At 64.5% G+C, this 15600-nt stretch carries 13 protein-coding genes; 9 read left to right on the top strand and 4 right to left on the bottom strand.

The annotated features are described in order from the left end of the window. Positions 1-29: 29 nt before the first annotated feature. Positions 30-1421, top strand: a complete 1392-nt coding sequence (locus JOE41_RS18755; protein ID WP_209753215.1) for a class II 3-deoxy-7-phosphoheptulonate synthase — start codon at positions 30-32, stop codon at positions 1419-1421. 113 nt (positions 1422-1534) lie between these two features. On the opposite strand, the gene JOE41_RS18760 is transcribed toward JOE41_RS18755, so the two are convergent. After that, positions 1535-3667 carry a Stk1 family PASTA domain-containing Ser/Thr kinase gene (locus JOE41_RS18760; RefSeq protein ID WP_209753216.1) on the bottom strand — a complete coding sequence of 711 codons (2133 nt, stop codon included), beginning with the start codon at positions 3665-3667 and terminating at the stop codon, positions 1535-1537. Between the two features lie 102 nt (positions 3668-3769). Then, positions 3770-5110: a lytic transglycosylase domain-containing protein gene (locus JOE41_RS18765; RefSeq protein WP_209753217.1), complete on the bottom strand. Its 1341-nt coding sequence runs from the start codon at positions 5108-5110 to the stop codon at positions 3770-3772. 243 nt (positions 5111-5353) lie between these two features. Between JOE41_RS18765 and JOE41_RS18770 the strand changes: the two genes are divergently transcribed. After that, complete coding sequence (locus JOE41_RS18770) at positions 5354-5707, top strand: Rv2175c family DNA-binding protein (protein ID WP_011691416.1); 354 nt, start codon at positions 5354-5356, stop codon at positions 5705-5707. Between the two features lie 54 nt (positions 5708-5761). On the opposite strand, the gene JOE41_RS18775 is transcribed toward JOE41_RS18770, so the two are convergent. Together JOE41_RS18775 and JOE41_RS18780 are read right to left on the bottom strand one after the other, a co-directional pair. Beyond that, positions 5762-6856 (bottom strand): polyprenyl synthetase family protein, encoded by a 1095-nt coding sequence (locus JOE41_RS18775; RefSeq protein ID WP_209753218.1) that lies wholly within the window; start codon positions 6854-6856, stop codon positions 5762-5764. Beyond that, positions 6853-7383 (bottom strand): hypothetical protein, encoded by a 531-nt coding sequence (locus JOE41_RS18780; RefSeq protein ID WP_011691418.1) that lies wholly within the window; start codon positions 7381-7383, stop codon positions 6853-6855. Before JOE41_RS18780 ends, JOE41_RS18775 begins: the two co-directional genes overlap by 4 nt. A 140-nt stretch (positions 7384-7523) precedes the next feature. On the opposite strand from JOE41_RS18780, the gene dinB reads away from it, so the two are divergent. From dinB to JOE41_RS18815, 7 genes are all read left to right on the top strand, one after another. Beyond that, complete coding sequence (gene dinB / locus JOE41_RS18785) at positions 7524-8684, top strand: DNA polymerase IV (protein ID WP_083812744.1); 1161 nt, start codon at positions 7524-7526, stop codon at positions 8682-8684. 316 nt (positions 8685-9000) lie between these two features. After that, complete coding sequence (locus tag JOE41_RS18790; RefSeq protein WP_209753219.1) at positions 9001-9372, top strand: DUF3040 domain-containing protein; 372 nt, start codon at positions 9001-9003, stop codon at positions 9370-9372. Between the two features lie 387 nt (positions 9373-9759). Next, a complete protein-coding gene (gene mraZ, locus JOE41_RS18795) occupies positions 9760-10188 on the top strand; it encodes a division/cell wall cluster transcriptional repressor MraZ (protein WP_011691421.1) in 429 nt (142 codons plus the stop codon). A gap of 178 nt (positions 10189-10366) precedes the next feature. Beyond that, entirely contained in the window at positions 10367-11365 is a 999-nt protein-coding gene (gene rsmH, locus JOE41_RS18800) for a 16S rRNA (cytosine(1402)-N(4))-methyltransferase RsmH (protein ID WP_011691422.1), read from the top strand. Next, the gene (locus JOE41_RS18805) at positions 11362-12024 is read left to right on the top strand and encodes a hypothetical protein (protein ID WP_209753220.1); all 663 of its coding nucleotides are present in this window, start codon (positions 11362-11364) and stop codon (positions 12022-12024) included. The genes rsmH and JOE41_RS18805 overlap by 4 nt, the downstream gene beginning before the upstream one ends. Positions 12025-12067: 43 nt before the next feature. Next, complete coding sequence (locus JOE41_RS18810; RefSeq protein ID WP_011691424.1) at positions 12068-13870, top strand: penicillin-binding protein 2; 1803 nt, start codon at positions 12068-12070, stop codon at positions 13868-13870. A gap of 77 nt (positions 13871-13947) precedes the next feature. After that, positions 13948-15600, top strand: a complete 1653-nt coding sequence (locus JOE41_RS18815) for a UDP-N-acetylmuramoyl-L-alanyl-D-glutamate--2,6-diaminopimelate ligase (protein WP_209753221.1) — start codon at positions 13948-13950, stop codon at positions 15598-15600.

The following is a 15600-nucleotide window of genomic DNA, read 5'->3' on the forward strand; positions in this document are numbered from 1 at the left end:
AACCCGGATACGGGAACTAGTCTTGTAGTGTGACTGAGCTATCTGCAAAACCTGCCTCCCTGCTGACCAGTACCGCCCAGAGCGGTGCCGCCAACTATCCGGGACTGGACCATTGGCGGGAACTGCCGGTTTCCCAGCAGCCCAGCTGGCAAAACAAAGAGGTCTTTGACGCCTCCGTGAAGGAACTGTCCGTCCTTCCGCCGCTTGTGTTTGCCGGCGAAGTGGACATCCTCCGTGAACGGCTCGCCGCGGCCGCACAGGGCAAAGCCTTCCTGCTCCAGGGCGGGGACTGCGCAGAAACGTTTGAAGCCGCTACTGCGGACAAGATCAGCGCCAGGGTCAAGACCATCCTGCAGATGGCGGTCGTCCTGACGTACGGCGCAGCGATGCCTGTCATCAAGATGGGCCGCATGGCCGGACAGTTCGCCAAGCCCCGCTCTTCAAACGATGAAACGCGCGACGGCGTGACCCTCCCGGCGTACCGCGGCGACATCGTCAACGGCTACGATTTCACCCCTGAATCCCGGGCCCACGACGCCGGCCGGATGCTGAAGGCGTACCACACCTCCGCATCGACCCTGAACCTGATCCGCGCGTTCACGCAGGGCGGCTTCGCTGACCTGCGCCTGGTCCACCACTGGAACAAGGGCTTCACGGAGAACCCCGCCCACGCCCGCTACGAGTCCTTGGCGCGTGACATCGACCGGGCCATCAAGTTTATGGCTTCCTGCGGGGCGGACTTCGAAGCCCTGAAGCGGGTGGAATTCTTCGCGAGCCACGAGGCGCTGCTGCTGGACTACGAGCGCGCGCTGACCCGCATCGATTCCCGCACCGGACTTCCGTACGACACGTCGGCGCATTTCCTCTGGATCGGCGAACGCACCCGCGAACTGGACCACGCCCACGTGGACTTCCTGTCCCGCGTCCGCAACCCGATCGGCGTCAAGCTGGGGCCCAAGACCTCCGGCGACGACGCCCTGCGGCTCATCGACAAGCTGGATCCGGACCGCGAACCCGGCCGGCTGACCTTCATCACCCGGATGGGTGCCGGCAACATCCGGGAGAAGCTCCCCGCCATCGTCGAAAAAGTCACGGCGTCCGGCGCGCAGGTCCTCTGGGTGACCGATCCCATGCACGGGAACACGGTCACGTCGCCCAACGGCTACAAGACGAGGAACTTCGACGACGTCATCGACGAAGTGCGCGGCTTCTTCGAAGTCCACCACTCGCTGGGGACCATTCCAGGCGGCCTGCACGTCGAAATGACCGGCGACGACGTCGCGGAGTGCCTCGGCGGCGCGGACCCGATCGACCAGGAAGCATTCCTGGACCGCTACGAATCGGTCTGCGATCCGCGCCTGAACCACATGCAGTCCCTGGAAATGGCGTTCCTCGTCGCAGGAGCCCTGGCCAAGCGCTGACCCGCTGGCAAGCGCTGACCCGCTGCCCTGATTGACCACAAAGCTCCGCCCGGCTGGTCCAGCCGGCGGAGCTTTTTGGTGTGGCGGCTGCTGCGAGCGGGGTACGGTTGCGCTCAGACGACGGTGAGGGTGACGACGGAACCTTCGGGCACTTGGGTGTCCACCGGATCCTGGTCCCGCACGGTTCCGAAGAAACCGCCCAGGATGTTGTTGACGCGGACCTCGAAACCGAGCTTCTCCAGCGCCTTGCGTGCATCATTGGCCTGCTTGCCGATGTAGCTGGGCACATTCACGAGCTTGGGCCCCTTCGATACCGTAAGGGTGACCGTCGCACCCCTGGTGAGGGTGCCGTTGGATGGCTCCTGGGCCACCACGGCGCCCTTGGGGACCTTCTTGTCGTTTACCGTTTCGGGTGAGATCACAGCCTTCAACCCCGCGGCCTCCAGCGCTTTGACTGCGGCGCCTTGTTCCTGTCCGCGCACGTCTGGTACAGGAATGGGTTCGGGCCCCTTTGAGACAGTGAGGCTGACGGGCGTGCCGCGCCTGGCCGGAGTGCCCGCTGCGGGGTCCTGGGCGAGGATGGTACCCGCCGGCTCAGTTTCGCTGTACGTCTCTGTGACGGTGCCCAGGGCCATCTCGGCGCTGTTGAGTTGGTTCTTTGCCTCATCCAGCGATTTGCCGCTCACTCCGGGCAGCGGAAAGAGCTGCGGGCCTTTGGACACGAACAGCGACACCATCTGGAACTTGCGGATTTCCCGGCCGGCTTCAGGTTCGGTGCCCACGACGAGGCCTGCCCGGATGTCGTCGTCAAAGACATCCTTCGTGGTGGACTGGAATCCAGCTGTTCCGAGCAGTTGCTGGGCCTCGGCGACGGTCTTGTTGGCAACCCGGGGAATGGTCCCCGGGGAGCCGGGTCCCATGCCAAAGAACCAGCCGGCGCCGGTGGCGAGCAAAGCTGCGATCACCAGGATGATGATCCACAGAAGGCCGCGGCGACGCGGGTTGCCTTCGCGAAGCGAGCGCACCGGAGTGGATGCTGCTTTGGACTCCGCCCTGGCGGCCTCGCGGTCCAGCTTGCGTTGCGCACGCTTACTCAACGGAACCGCAGTGTCCGGCCCGTCGTCGCCCGGATCCCCGAAGGCGGGCTCCGGCTCTGCCGGGGCGGCCAGTGCACCGAACTGGCCCGGCCGGCGCCCGGCCGACAGCACCGTGGTGGGATTGCTTTGGCGGTTGATGATTTCCGTTGGATGCTGTCCGGCCGACAGGATCTCCGTCTGGTCCTGGCGCGCCGGGGACCGTGCCTCGGAGGGACGACTGGTCGGCGGGTGCGCAGGCGGGCGGAGCTCCGACGGAGCATGGGCGACGGCGGCGATCGCTGCCGGGGGCTGAAGATCCAGTTCGGCGTCGGTCAGGTTGGTCCGGATATGCCTGAGCTCAGACAAGAGTGCATTGCCGTCGACCGGGCGCTGTTCGGGATCCCTTGCCGTGCACCACTGCACCAGCTCGTCGACTTCAGCTGCCAGCCCCGGAACGACCGCCGAAGGGGCCTCCACGGAGGAGTTCACGTGCTGGTAGGCCACCTGGATGGGGACGTCGCCGTCGAAGGGCTGACTGCCGGTGATCATTTCGTACAGCATGATGCCCACGGAGTAGATGTCGCTGCGGGCGTCCGCCTGCCGGCCGAGAACGAGCTCCGGTGACAGGTAGGCGACGGTGCCGATCAGCGCCCCGGTGCTCGTTGAGGTGGTGACCGCACGGGCCAACCCGAAGTCACCGACTTTGATTCGGCCGTCGTCGGCGATCAGGACGTTTTCCGGTTTGATGTCCCGGTGGATGAGTCCTGCGGCGTGCGCCGCTCCCAGCCCTTCAACGACGGGGTCGATCAGTGCCAGTGCCAGCCGGGGAGACAGCGCCCCCTTCTCCTTGATGACGTCCCTGAGTGTGTGGCCCTTGATGTACTCCATCACCAGGTAGGCAGTGTGGCCGTCGCTGCCCTGGTCAAGGACGCCCACCACGTGGGCGTGGGACAGCTTGGCCGCAGCTTTGGCCTCACGGCCCAGCCTGTCCAGGAAGTTACCGTCATTGACCAGGTGCGGGTGGAGGACCTTCAGTGCGACGTCGCGCTCCAGCCGCTGGTCCGTCGCCAGGTAAACGGTGGACATTCCGCCGCGCGCCAGCCTGGACTGAACCCGGTAACGGTTGTCCACCAGCGTTCCAACGAGGGGGTCCGACACTTTATCCTGCACCCTACGATCCTAAGTGCTACACGGAAACGGGCCCGAATCGACATGCAATCCGGACCCGTATCGTTACCCTCCCGGCACCCGCTTCCCGAGCGCCGGCGCGGTTTAGCTGAAGTTCTTCTTGTGCGCCTTGATCGCTGCGACGTATGCCTTCGTGTCGTCGAACATGCCGTTCTTGCTGACCGAGTACTGGCCCTGGTAGTAGCCGGCGATGGCGTTGTCCAAGTCCTTGCTGGTGCGGATCAGCTGGCGGATGATGGCCACGCCTGCGGTTGCGTTGTCGTAGGGATCGAGCAGGTTCAACTTGCGGCCCACGAGATCAGAGGCCCATTCGCCCGACGTCGGGATGACCTGCATGGTGCCGATGGCGTTGGCAGGCGAGACTGCGCGCTGGTCGAAGCCTGACTCCTGGTAGGCGAAGGCAAGGGCAAGCGAGGGATCCACGCCCATCCGACGCGCGGTGTCCGCGACGATCGACTTCATCTGCTCCCTTGTGGGCACGGGCGACGAGTTTAGCAGTGCCTTGTTCTGGTTGGCGGAGGAGACCACGGCAGCCGGGTACGTGAATCCGAGGAAGGAACTCGGCACCAGGGGAGTAACGCTGGCTGCCGGCTGGATCGAGGCGCCGGGGATGACCAGCTTGTTGCCCGGGAAGATAACGCTGGTCATGGTCAGCTTGTTCGCGGACAGGATGTCTGACAGCTTGACCCCGTGCTTTGCGGCGATGGCGGACAAGGTATCGCCTGACTTCACGGTGTAGGAGCCCGAGTTGGCCGCCGGAGCCGGTGCCGGAGCGGGGGTAGCCGCCGGCGCAGGAGCCGGTGCCTGGCCGCTGCCGATCTTGATCTTCTGGCCCGGGTAGATGATGGAGTTCATATTGAGCCCGTTCCAGCTCAACACCTCGGACAACTTGACGCCGTGCCGTGCCGCGATGGCGCCCAGCGTGTCGCCGGACTTAACGGTGTAGACACTGCCGGCGGAGCTGGCAGGAGCGGGAGCCTCCGGCTTGGCCGCGGGAGCGGAGGGGGCCGGTGCCGAACCGGTCAGCTTAATTTTCTGCCCCGGATAAATGATGGTGTTCGGCTGCAGGTTGTTCAGCTTCAGGATGGCGTTGGTGTCCAGGCCGTAGCGACCCGCAATGCCGCTGATGGTGTCACCGCGGGCAATGGTGTATTCGGCCGGTGCGGAGGGCTGGGCGGGCCGCAGGGATGCGGGGAGGGCCGTCGAAACCGAGGCTGCCGGAATGACTCCGGCCTTCAGGGCGGCTTCCTGGGCCTGTATTGCAGCCGCGAGGGTCGCCGGCACGGTCCGCGGGCGGGATTCAGCCGCCGCCGGCTGGGCGATGGCCAGCGAGGAAAGGACGACCGCCGGGAGGGCGGCCGTGGTTGCCGCAATCATGGGCAGGCTCGGCCTGGTGTGCTGCTTTGGCGATCGGGGCGTCGTCATGGGAGTGATCCTCTTCTCAGCGGCAAGTGCTGTCGGTCAGGCCGTTGTTACGAATGGTACTAGTGTTACTAAAGTTAGTCTTGATGCAAATGTGATCTATGTGAATCTCTCACGAATTGCCGATTAGCACAAGAAATGTGCGGCATCGGATATATGCCTTTTTTCGGAGTGTCGATTCGCGGGTTCATGCCGCCGCTTTGCGCTGACTAGGCGCATTAGCGCCCGCCGTGGCAATCTTGATCCGTGAGTACTGTAGAAAGCCTTGTAGGCGAATGGCTGCCGCTGCCCGACGTTGCAGAAATGATGAACGTTTCCATCACTAAGGTCCATGGATTGCTGGACGAAAAGGCGCTGGTGGCCCTCAGGGTCGGCGAACGCCGGATCAGGTCCGTTCCCGCCGACTTTATGCAGGACGGCCATCCGGTAGAGAGCCTGAAAGGCACAGTCGTGGTCCTCTCGGACGCCGGCTATACCGATGAAGAACTCATTACCTGGCTTTTCACCCCGGATGAATCTCTGCGGGGCCGTCCGATTGATGCGCTGCGCGAAGGCCGGAAGACCGAAATCCGCCGCCGCGCCCAGTCCCTCGCCTGGTAATACCCTCCAGGATCCCCGCAATGCGGGCTGAGCGCGGTGGCCGCGCCGCCACAATCAGGCGGCGCGGCTAACGGTTGCCTCGGCCAGTTTCCGCAGGGCCGTCTTGGGGAGATCGTCCAGCGGCAGCAGGTCCAGTTCGGCGAAGGCGGCTCGGCCGAATTCCTCAATGAGGACTTCAGTAGCCTGGAGCGCGCCACAGTCCACAATGATGCGCCGGATTTCCTCCACGTCGTCATCGGACAGGTCCGGGCTTCCGAGCTTCGCATCGAGGAAACGGGACTCCTCCGGGGAAGCCTGGTCCAGGGCGAAGGCAACCAGGACCGTACGCTTCCCTTCCCGCAGGTCATCGCCAGCGGGCTTACCGGTGGTAACCGGATCACCGAAGACACCGAGTACGTCGTCCCGGAGCTGGAAGGCTTCCCCGAGCGGCAGGGCGAACGCTGAATAGCCGCGAAGCAATTCGTCGGAAGCACCTGCCAAGGCACCTCCCAGGGCGAGCGGGTGCTCCGTCGAGTACTTCGCCGACTTGAACCGGATTATTGACTGGGCCCTGCTGACGGCTCCCGCCCGGTCGCGCATGGGACCGGCGACTTCTTCCAGGATGTCAAGGTACTGACCCGCCATCACTTCGGCCCGCATCAGGTTGAAGATCAGCCTGGCCTGGCTTCCCGACGCTGCCGCTTCGCCTATGTCCGTGAACGTTTCTTCGCTGAAGGAGAGGCAGAGGTCGCCGGTCAGGATGGCTGCGGCATGGCCGAACCGTTCGCTGTCCAGGGCCCAGCCCTGGTCTTCATGCAGCTGACTGAACCGGCGGTGCACGCTGGGGCCTCCGCGCCGGGTATCCGAGCGGTCGATGATGTCATCATGAATCAGCGCTGCCGCCTGGAAAAGCTCCAGGGCGGATCCGGCAGTGACCACCTCGGTGGCAGCAGCCTCTCCGCCGGCGCCGCGCCAGCCCCAGTAGCACATCAGTGCACGAAGCCGCTTACCGCCGGTCACCAGGTTGGAGATGGAGCCCATCAGCGGATCAATATCCTGTGAAATGGCGGACATCACGGACTGGCGCGTGGCCAGGAAGTCGTTGAGCTTGCCGGCGACGGCGGCTACGAATGCCGCCTGCTCCAGGCGCAGCTGCTCTGCGACCGTCACTTCGCGGACTCAGCTGCGACGTTGGCGCCGATGGTGAATGTGGAGACCCCGCCTGTTTCCACCACTGCAACGTTCACTGTTTCGTTGTCGCCGCGGAGGAAGTCCTTTGACGCTACTGCGCCCACGTTCTCACCGGGCACCGCTTTGAAGCCTTGGGCCTCCAGCTCCTTTGTATAGAAAGCCACGACGGCGGCGGCCGGCGAACTGATGTTACCCACCAGCGCTGCAGTGGCCGGAGTGGACGTCTTGTCGAAGCTGCTTGAAACCACCCTGGCCCCCGGCATTACGGGCAACAGCTTTTCCGGGAACCCGTCGACGAGTGCACCAACGACCGCAGTGGTACCCGGCGACGCCGAAGGGCTGGCCGGTGCCGTGGTGGATACCTGTCCGGTGGCGGAAGCTGAAGCGCTGGCGGTCCCGGTGGCCTTGGCTCCGGAATCGGCCGGGGTGCACGCAGCCAGGGCAAGCACCGCGCCAGCCACAATCACGGCGCAGCCCGCAGGCTTGAGCTTTCCAATTACCTTCACAGGGACAGTCCTCCTGGTGTTGACGCCGGATGCAGCCTCCAGTTTAGTCAGTCCCACGGCATAGGATTGAAGGCGTGGGGTCGGAACAGGATAAACAGCAGCTCGAAGCGACCCTCCGGGAGCTCCGTCGAAGCAGCATCATGCATGTGGACATGGACGCATTTTTCGTCTCCGTGGAACTCCGGAGCCGTCCGGAACTGGTCGGAAAACCGGTCATTGTGGGTTATCCGGCGGACCGGTCGGTGGTGCTGTCCGCTTCCTACGAGGCCCGAAAATTTGGCGTCAAGTCTGCTATGCCCATGGCGATGGCTGCGCGCATCTGCCCCTCGGCAGTCATCATCGAGCCGAGGCACAAGCTCTACTACGAGGTGTCCGCGCAGCTGATGGCCATCTTCGGCTCGATCACGGACCTGGTGGAACCGCTGAGCGTCGACGAAGCCTTCCTGGACGTCGGCGGAGCTATCCGGCGGCTGGGGAGTCCGCGGGAGATCGGGGCGATTATTCGCCGGCGTGTGCGGGACGAACTCGGTATCACCGCGTCCGTTGGCATCGCCGCCAGCAAGTTCGTGGCCAAGATCGCGTCCACCCGCTGTAAGCCGGACGGTCTCCTGCTGATCGGGCCGGACGAGACCGTTGCCTACCTGCACAGCCTTCCCGTCAATGCGCTGTGGGGCGTGGGTGCCAAAACGGGGGAGGTGCTGGCACGCATGGGGATCCGCAGCGTGGCGGATGTTGCCGCAACCCCGCCGTCCGCACTGAAGAAGCTGCTCGGGGCGTCAGGCGAGCACGTCTACCGGCTGTCCTGGGGGATTGATCCGCGGCCTGTGACTCCGGTCCGCCTCGAGAAGAGCATCGGTGCCGAGGAGACGTTTGCCGTGGACACGGCCGACGACGCCCTCCTGCACCGGGAGCTGCTGCGGCTGTCGCACCGCACAGCCGAGCGGCTCAGAAGCACAGGAATGGTTGCCAGGACCATCTCCCTGAAGCTCCGCTACACCGATTTCTCCACCATCACGCGCAGCAGGACGGTGCATGCCCCGGTTGACAGTGCCCAGTTGATCTACGCCGTGACCGTTCAGCTCCTGGAATCGCTCGGCCCCCGGGCCATGACAGTGCGCCTTGTCGGCGTAAGGGCGGAGCAGCTAGAGGATGCAGCCCAGACCTCGCTGCAGCTGAGCTTTGACCGCCGCGATGACAACTGGCGGGCCGCGGAACAGGCCCTGGACAGGGTGGCGGAGAAGTTCGGTTCCAAGTCGGTGCTCCCTGCCCGGCTGCTGGACCCGAACACCGCCGCTGACTGACTTTCCCCCGGCTGACGGCCGCCAAAAGCTGTCCCCCGGTGCGCCCCTCGCCCTTGGATGCACCGCCTCCGACGGCGGGTGCGCCGGGTCAGAGTATCTTTCAGAACAGGGCGCAACAAACTATCCTTAGATATACATAGATTTCGAACGTCTGGACATACCAAAAGCCGTCTGTATCAGCCCGCCGTCCGAATGCGTGGAATCCGGTTGCCCGGTATACGGTGGCCGGGAACCTCCTGCGCATGCCGGTCGTTATTGGATTGACAACATAATGGCCACGGCAGGTCCGGACGTTGGCCGACTTAAGGAGGTCGTGATGCCGCTCTCGGAGCACGAACAGAAGTTGCTCGAGCAGTTGGAGAAGCAGCTGCACGAGGACGATCCGAAGTTTGCCAACTCAATGGGATCGGATCCGGGCCGTAACTGGTCCACACGCCATATAGTGATAGGCGTGCTGGCCACCCTGGCCGGTGTCCTCCTCCTGCTGGTGGGCGTATCACTTCAAAGCATTTTTGTTGGTGTCCTCGGATTTGTCGTGATGGGAGCCGGAGTCTATTTCGCAACGATGCGTAGTTCCGCTGCCGGCAAAGCCAAACCGGCCGGAGGCAAGAAGGCCGGCAAGGGGCGCAGTTCGTTCATGAGCGGCCTGGAAGAACGCTGGGACGAACGCCGCCGCGGCGAACCGTGACCGGCCGGTCCTGACAGCCGGCCCGTGACTGCCATCCAGTAACTCTCCACTTCACACCACCTGCCCACGGGCAGGCCTGCAGGAAGACCCGCCCCGGCGGGTCTTTCGCATTTAAGCACCCCAATGCGGGCCTGGACGACCGGGATCCCCGCAGACCGCCGTCGTATATTCCCTGGCACGCGGGATGCGCGCCAAGGACGCCACAATTCCTCCACTTTGCACCACCACCTGGAAACCCCGGATTTCCGGGCCAAGATTCCTCCAATCCCGGGAGGAAACTTCCGTGTCGCGTTGACTGTGGAGCGATGTGGAGTAAAGTGGAGCAGGTAAGAGGGTAGTGGCAGCACAGGGGACGTGCAGCTCCTGACGACAGACAGGCGGGTGGCCATGTTTCTTGGCACTCATTCGCCGCGTTTGGACGAAAAGGGGCGGATCATCCTCCCAGCGAAGTTCCGCGAGGAACTTGCCAGCGGATTGGTACTCACCAGAGGCCAGGAACGCTGCATCTACGTCTTCAGTGAACGGGAATTCGGACGGATTCACGAGCAAATGCGGGAGGCGCCCATCTCCTCCAAGCAGACTCGTGACTACATCCGGGTTTTTCTCTCTGGAGCCTCGGACGAGGTACCTGACAAGCAGGGGCGCGTGACAATTCCTCCCGCACTCCGGGCATACGCAGGTCTTGGCAGGGAGCTTGCCGTCATCGGCGCCGGCTCCCGTGCGGAGATCTGGGATGCCCAGGCCTGGAACGAGTACCTGGCAGAGAAGGAAACCTCCTTCTCTGAAACCGACGACGCCATCCCGGGAATCTTCTGAGGCCCGGAGGCGACAACGGCAACGTTTCTTGTATGAGATCTCCAGCCGCCCATCCGAACGTTGTCCTGGCTCACTTCCCCGGAGCCAGGCGGACGTCCGGATAGGCGCGGATGGGGATCTGGTTCAAGAAACACACCGAGGCCCAGCACGGCAGACAACGGCACGAAAGGACGAAGGTATGAGCGATCCCAACCAGCCAAAACCCACGTCCGAACGCCATGTACCGGTCCTTAAGGACCGGTGCATCAATTTGTTGGCCCCGGGAATCGAAGCGGCCCGCCAGCGGGGCGAGACGCCCGTGGTCATCGACGCAACCCTGGGAATGGGCGGCCACTCCGAAGCCCTGCTCCAGCGGTTTCCGGACCTCCACCTCATCGGGATCGATCGCGACGAAGAAGCGTTGGCCCTCGCCGGGGAGCGTCTGAAGCCCTTCGCGGACAGGACCGACCTGGTCCACGCTGTTTACGACGAGATCCCGGACGTTCTCCGGGATCTTGGCGTTAGCGAAGTCCACGGGGTCCTCATGGACCTGGGGGTTTCCTCCCTGCAGCTGGACGAGCGCGAACGAGGTTTTGCCTACTCCTTTGATGCGCCCCTGGACATGCGAATGGACACCAGCCGCGGCCAGACAGCCGCTGACGTGGTCAACAATTACAGCGAAGAGGACCTGGTCCGGATCATCCGCAAGTGGGGTGAAGAGAAGTTCGCCGGCAGGATCGCCAACCGCATCGTGGCGGCACGCGAGGCGAAGCCGTTCGCCACCACCGGTGAACTGGTAGACACCATCCGGGCGGTCGTTCCGGCCGGCGCGGCAAAGACCGGGGGACACCCGGCCAAACGGACCTTCCAGGCCCTGCGGATCGAAGTCAACGAAGAACTTGATGTCCTGGAGCGTGCGGTGCCCGCCGCTGTGGATGCACTCGCCATGGGGGGCCGCGTCGTGGTCATGTCCTACCACTCTCTGGAGGACAAGATCGTCAAGAAAGTCTTCCAGACCGGCTCCAAGTCCTCAGCGCCGCTGGGTTTCCCGGTGGAACTGGAAGAGCACAAGCCCGAGCTCAAGACCTTGACCAAAGGCACCGAGGTGCCCACGGCAGACGAAATCGCCGAAAACCCACGTGCAGCATCCGCCCGGTTGCGCGCCGTTGAACGAATCAGAGCCAGGAGGGCCGCATGAGCACCGCCGCTGCTAAGAACTTCCCAGTCGTGTCAGGTACGGCGGCCCGTGCCCTCACGGGGATCAAGCCCTCGGAAGGATCCGAACGCAAACTGCGGACCCCGCTGTCGGTGGTCCGCTCCGCGCCGCGCAAGCGCAGGGCCCCTTTCGTCGTGCTCTGCTTCGCGCTGCTCGCCGTGGCGCTCATGGCGGTCCTGGTACTCAACATTTCCGTCTCCACGGCCCAGTACCAGCTGGTGCAGCTCCGGGGTGAGCAGTCCACGCTGACGAAACAAAACCAGGACCTGACACAGCAGGTCCAGAACTTCGACGCTCCCCAGAACCTGGCCGCCAAAGCCACGGAATTGGGCATGGTGGCTTCCACCGGCAAGGGCCAGATCGACCTGTCCACACTGACCGTCAGCGGCACCCCGAAGCCCGCGGTCAAGGGGGACAAGCCGGGAGCCATCATTGCAGCGCCGGCCGTCGCCGGTCAGCTGACGGTGGTGCCGCCCGCCACGACCAAGGAACCGCTGGCTGTCCGAAAGCCGACTGAGGCCGCCGCTCCTGCGGCTCCGGCCCCTGCGGCGGCGGCGCCGGCCGCAGCTGCCCCAAAGCCCGCGGTTAATCTCCACGGAGGATCCGTGCCGGCTCCGCAGCAAAAGACGCCCGGACAGTAACTGACAGGACTGCTCACCAGTACGCAACCAGCAAGGACTCACCGTGGCGAAGAGCACCGGCAAGAAGACAACCGCAAAAGTGCCCAACGCCACCAGGAGGCTTCGCCTGGGCCTGGGTATGATGCTGGCACTGCTGCTCGTGGTCGGCGGAAAGCTGTTCATGGTACAGGGGCTGGACATCGGCGGAATGGCCGAGGCCGCGCTGAACAACCGGCTCACCCCGATAGAACTCCCGGCCGAGCGCGGCAGCATCCTGGATGCCAACGGGACGGTCCTCGCCAACAGCGTCATCCGCTACAACGTGGTGGTGGATCAGCGCGTCAACACGAAGACGGAGTCATTCAAACGCCTGGACACCGTCGGCGAAAAGGAAGAGCTTGTCACCGTTTCCAGGGACAAGGGCATCCAGGAGCTGGCCGCCGTGCTGGGACAGGATCCGGCAGACGTCAAAGACGCACTGACGGGGGAAAAGCCCTACTACATCGTGGCGAAGGACCTCAAGCCTGACATGGAGGACCGGATTTCCAAGCTGCAGATTCCGGGAATCGTCACCGTTGGAACCAGCAAGCGCGTCTACCCCAACGGCGCAGTGGCAGGCGGTATCGTCGGCTTCCTGCAGGACGGCACAACCGGTCAGGCGGGGCTGGAGCAGACGCAGGACGAGATCCTCAAGGGAACTCCGGGCAAGCGGCTCTTCGAAATCGGTGCCGACGGCCTGCGCATCCCTGTCGGCGTGGACGAACTGACGCCCGCTGTCGACGGCAAGGACATCCGGCTTACCCTGAACTCCGACCTGCAGTATTTTGCCCAGCAGGCCATCCAGAACCAGTCGGACAAGCTGAGCGCCGAGTGGGGCGTCATCATTGTCCAGGACATCAAGACCGGCAACATCATCGCCATGGCAGACACCAACGCCCCGGATCCCAACGACCCCGGGAAAGTGGCAGCCAAGGACCGCGGCGTTCGGTCGGTGACGGCCGCCTACGAGCCGGGTTCCGTGGAAAAGATGATCACCGCCGCTTCAGTCATCGAAGAAGGCAAGTCCAGCCCGCTGGACCATTTCACCATCCCGCCCTCCTACGTGGTGGACGGACAGGTCTTTACTGACTCGTTTGATCACGGGACCGAGGAACGGACCCTTGCCGGCATCCTGGGCTGGTCCATGAACACGGGAACGGTCATGGCCGGCCAGCGCCTCACGAAGGAACAGCGCCACGACTGGCTGCAGAAGTTCGGGATCGGCGAAGCACCGGACATCGGCCTGCCCGCAGAAGCGAGCGGCATCCTCACCCCGGCCGACCAGTGGGACGGCCGGCAGGAGTACACCGTCCTGTTCGGCCAGGGCGTGTCGCAATCCACGCTGCAGACTGTCCGCGCCTACCAGTCGATTGCCAACGGCGGAGTCATGCTGCAGCCGCGCCTGATCGACAGCTACATCAGCCCGGACGGAACCGAGGAGAAAGTCCCGGCGAAGGAAAGCCGCCAAATCGTGTCAAAGGAAACTGCGAAACAGGTGCGGGACATCCTGGAGAGCGCCGTGACCGAGGGCCAGATCAAGGACGCGGCCATCGACGGATACCGCGTCGGCGCCAAGACGGGAACCTCCGAATCACCGTGCGACGACGGCAAGTCCGGATACTGCGGCTACACCGCCTCCATGGTGGGGATGGCGCCGATGGACGATCCGCGGTTTATTGTTGAAGTTGTCCTGCAGCGTCCCAAGGGCAGTATTTACGGAATCACCAACGGTCCGGTATTCCGCTCCGTGATGAGCCAGGCGCTGCGGACCTACAACGTTCCGCCATCGACGGGCGAGCCGGTCAGGCTGCCCCAATACGTCAAATAGCACGTCCACAGCATCGTTCGTACGAGGGGAACTTCCCCTACGCCCGGTGTGATCCACTAGCACCAACGGAGATCCACTTGTCAGAGCACCATGCCCCAGGCAGTACCGAAACAACGAGCGGCAGGGTTCCCGGTTCCGGGTTCCGGCCGACCGCCGTTGCCGCGGTGCCCCTTGGCACCATCGGCGAGTCCGTCGGCGTCGTCGTTCCCGGGGCATCCAGCTCCGTCCCCGTCACCGGGATTTCCCTGAACTCGAGGACCGTGCAGCCGGGCGATCTCTATGTCGCCCTGCCCGGCGCCGCCAGGCACGGCGCGGACTTCGTGTCGCAGGCCGTCGCGGCAGGCGCCGTCGCGGTAGTGACGGACGACGACGGCGCGAGGCTGCTTGCGTTGTCAGCGGACACTCCCGTACCGGTCCTGGTGGTTGACGAACCCCGCAGCGCTGTGGGCGGCCTCGCGGCCCTGATCTACCAGAGCAGGCCGGAAGGCGGAACTTCGCCGTCGCTGTTCGGTGTTACTGGCACCAACGGCAAAACCACCACCACGTACTTTATTAATGCGCTCCTGCAGGCGTTGGGCCGCAGGACCGGCCTGATCGGCACCATCGAGATCCTGGCGGGCGGTGCCCCTATTCCCAGCCTGCTGACCACGCCTGAGTCCACCGACCTTCACGCGCTTCTGGCCCTGATGCGCGAACGCGGGCTGGACGCTGCGTCGATGGAGGTTTCCTCGCACGCAGTATCGTTCCACCGCGTCGACGGGGTGCAGTTCGACGTCGCCGGCTTCACCAACCTCACCCAGGACCACCTGGACCTCCACGGGACCATGGACGAATATTTCCAGACCAAGGCCCGGCTCTTCACGCCCCGGCACGCCAAGTCTGCCGTGATCACCGTAGATGATGAATGGGGCCGGCGCCTCGCATCCGCTGCCGGCATTCCGGTCACCACCCTGGCGACCGCCCAAGGCAACGATCCCGCCGCGCCGGCTGCTGACTGGACAGTCACGGCCGCCGCCCCCCGGGGCCTTGGCACGGAGTTCCGGCTGCGGCACCGTGACGGCAGCGAACTGCGTGTACACACGGGGCTGCCGGGAAGCTTCAATGTTTCCAACGCCGCCCTCGCGACCGTAATGGTCCTGGCCAGCGGCGTCGAGCCGGCCACGCTGCAGGCTGCCCTGGACGAGGCTGATCCGTTCACCGTTGCCGTTCCGGGACGCATGCAGCTCGTCTCCACGGCGCCGGCCGCCGTCGTCGACTTTGCCCATAACCCGGACGCCCTGCAGCGTGCGCTGGAGGCTGTGCGCTCAACCGAGCCCGGTTCGCGGGTGATCGTGGTCTTCGGCGCCACCGGACAGCGGGACCAGGGCAAACGCCCGGCCATGGGGGCCATCGCGGCGCGGCTTGCGGACGTGGTGATCATCAGCGATGACGATCCCCATGACGAGGACGCCGCCGCCATCCGCGCGGACGTCCTGGCGGGCGCGCGTGAGGCGAAGGAATCCGGCGGCCTTGGCTGCACGATCCTGGAATCCTACCCGCGCGACGTGGCGATCCGGGAGGCCGTCAACATGGCACAGCCGCAGGACACGATCCTTGTAGCCGGACGCGGCCACGAAGTCTGGCAGGAAGTCAAAGGCGTCAACCTGGCGCTCGACGACAGGGTGGAGCTCCGCGAGGCCTTGACAGCCCGCGGATTCACCGTTCTGAATGACGAGCGGATAGAGTCCTAG

This window comes from Arthrobacter sp. PvP103 (assembly GCF_017833075.1).
Classification (GTDB): domain Bacteria; phylum Actinomycetota; class Actinomycetes; order Actinomycetales; family Micrococcaceae; genus Arthrobacter.

Bases quoted from the DNA above. Each gene is read 5' to 3' on its own strand.
- JOE41_RS18765 (WP_209753217.1), bottom strand. From the start codon at position 5,110: ATGACGACGCCCCGATCGCCAAAGCAGCACACCAGGCCGAGCCTGCCC.
- dinB (WP_083812744.1), top strand. From the start codon at position 7,524: ATGCATGTGGACATGGACGCATTTTTCGTCTCCGTGGAACTCCGGAGC.
- JOE41_RS18790 (WP_209753219.1), top strand. From the start codon at position 9,001: ATGCCGCTCTCGGAGCACGAACAGAAGTTGCTCGAGCAGTTGGAGAAG.
- mraZ (WP_011691421.1), top strand. From the start codon at position 9,760: ATGTTTCTTGGCACTCATTCGCCGCGTTTGGACGAAAAGGGGCGGATC.
- rsmH (WP_011691422.1), top strand. From the start codon at position 10,367: ATGAGCGATCCCAACCAGCCAAAACCCACGTCCGAACGCCATGTACCG.
- JOE41_RS18805 (WP_209753220.1), top strand. From the start codon at position 11,362: ATGAGCACCGCCGCTGCTAAGAACTTCCCAGTCGTGTCAGGTACGGCG.